Source organism: Streptococcus suis (assembly GCF_002960445.1).
In the GTDB taxonomy this organism is placed as follows: domain Bacteria; phylum Bacillota; class Bacilli; order Lactobacillales; family Streptococcaceae; genus Streptococcus; species Streptococcus hyiners.
In genome coordinates this window covers 1-316 of the sequence record NZ_POJD01000111.1, presented here as the reverse complement: position 1 = coordinate 316, position 316 = coordinate 1, and the positions used below count along the sequence as shown (strand labels likewise).

Sequence of the window (316 nt, the reverse complement as noted above, 5' to 3'; positions counted from 1 at the left end):
TAGTAGCAGCTTTGAAGACTATTGACGGAATAGAAGATGCTCAGGTCGAGATTGTTTGGTCTCCTGCTTGGAAAATGACAAGAATTAGTCGCTTAGGTCGAATTACTCTGGGGATAAGCCCTAAATAAAAGAGTTGCAGTTTTATTTTACTGCAGCTCTTTTTTAAACGTGTCATCGTATTGTCTGTCTAATTCTTCCATCGTTTCATAAATGGGTTTGGGAATCATAAGGACTTGAGGATCCAGATCGACCATACCATAGCTTGGATCAATGCATTCTTCCCAGTATTCTAAATGTTTTTTGTCGATGTAGGATT

General features: G+C 38.6%; 1 protein-coding gene and 1 pseudogene. One reads left to right on the top strand and one right to left on the bottom strand.

Features of this window, described 5'->3' with window-relative positions; translation table 11 throughout:
• A pseudogene (locus tag C1G53_RS03340) lies at nucleotides 1-128 on the top strand (aromatic ring hydroxylase); the annotation flags it as partial.
• Nucleotides 129-146: 18 nt separating this feature from the next.
• On the opposite strand, the gene C1G53_RS13285 reads toward C1G53_RS03340, so the two are convergent.
• On the bottom strand, nucleotides 147-316 hold a 170-nt coding region (locus tag C1G53_RS13285; protein ID WP_330847460.1), incomplete at its 5' end, for a DUF6176 family protein.